General features: G+C 67.4%; 1 protein-coding gene. It reads right to left on the reverse strand.

Annotated elements, in window-relative coordinates:
* Window positions 1-63: 63 nt before the first annotated feature.
* Complete coding sequence (locus tag ACFFIC_RS29895; RefSeq protein ID WP_377057269.1) at window positions 64-1,296, reverse strand: IS701 family transposase; 1,233 nt, start codon at window positions 1,294-1,296, stop codon at window positions 64-66.
* Window positions 1,297-1,300: the final 4 nt, after the last annotated feature.

Raw genomic sequence — 1,300 nt, forward strand, 5'->3', positions numbered from 1 at the left:
GTCGCCAGAGTGACCATGCGATGACGTGGGCGGGGCGGATCTTTCGTTGGGCGAGGCGGACCGCTATGCGGCGGACCTCCTGGATAGACCAGCGGATGAGCGGTGTTCGCTGCGACTCATGCGGGTTGAGGTTTGCTCGTCGGCAAGGTTTGCGTGGTGTCGGATCACCGCCATCATGGCGAAGGCCAGCATGACCAGCGACACGTGCCGATGCCAGCCGTGCCAGGAGCGTGTTTCGTTGTGGGTCAGGCCGAGTTCGTTCTTGGCGGTCTCGAAGCTGTCCTCGATGGCCCAGCGATGCCCCTCGACGGCGACGAGCGTCCCGATCGGCGTTCCCGCCGGGCACCAGGTGGTGAAGTAGGCCAGCTCGCCATCAGCGATGTGGCGGCGGATCATCAGACCCCGCGTCCACAAACCGGATGCCTGCGGACTGAACTCATCCGCCTCCAGGTCAGCGAGCTCCAGATAGGCCCAGTCATGCAACCGCTCACCCTTGGTCCCGAGCCCTGCGGACAGGCGCTGCCACGCGGCGGGATCGAGATCCCGGGCGATGTCCTCGGCCGTTCCGGAAACCTCGGGCTTGCCGATCCAGGACCCGAAGTGGTGAGTGGCGTTGACGCCGAGCACATAGCCCTTGCCCGCACGCCGCAGCGCCATCTCAATGTCGCCCACGCCGTAGACGCTGTCGGCCGCGATCCAGCCAAAAGGCACCCCCGCGGTGATGGCGCGCCCGATCATGCCGATTGCCAGGGCAGGCTTGGTCGCAAAGCCGGTGCCGGGCAGGACGTGGGCTGCCGCCATGCGGGCGGCATCGTCCGTCCAGCGTTTGGGCAGGTAGAGTGCGCGATCGATGAAGGCGTGCCCGTGCCGGGATACGAGAGTCGCGAACACGCCGATCTGGCAGTTGGTGATCTTGCCGGCCGAGCCCGTGTACTGCCGCCCGACACCGCAGGACGACTTGCCCTGCTTGAGAAAGCCGGTCTCGTCGATGACCAGCACCGCGTCCGCGGCCGCAAAGTGCTCGACCACGTAGTCCCGCACGATGTCGCGCAGCGCATCCGCGTCCCAGCGCCCGCGGCCGAGAATGGCCTGCTGACGCCAGGGACCAGGATCCCCCGCCGCCTCGGCACGCATCCATCCCGTCTTGCGCCGCTCAGCCCCCAGCAGGCCGTCCAGGAACAGCCCCGCCGATGCTGCGACCCGCTCCTGGGTGAACAAAGGTCGAATGCGCGCCTTGGCCTCGCGCAACGACGACGCCCAGAGCTCCAGCACCGTCTCGATCGAAGCGCCCGTCATTCAC

It is taken from the genome of Muricoccus vinaceus, from assembly GCF_042433125.1.
GTDB lineage: Bacteria > Pseudomonadota > Alphaproteobacteria > Acetobacterales > Acetobacteraceae > Roseomonas > Roseomonas vinacea.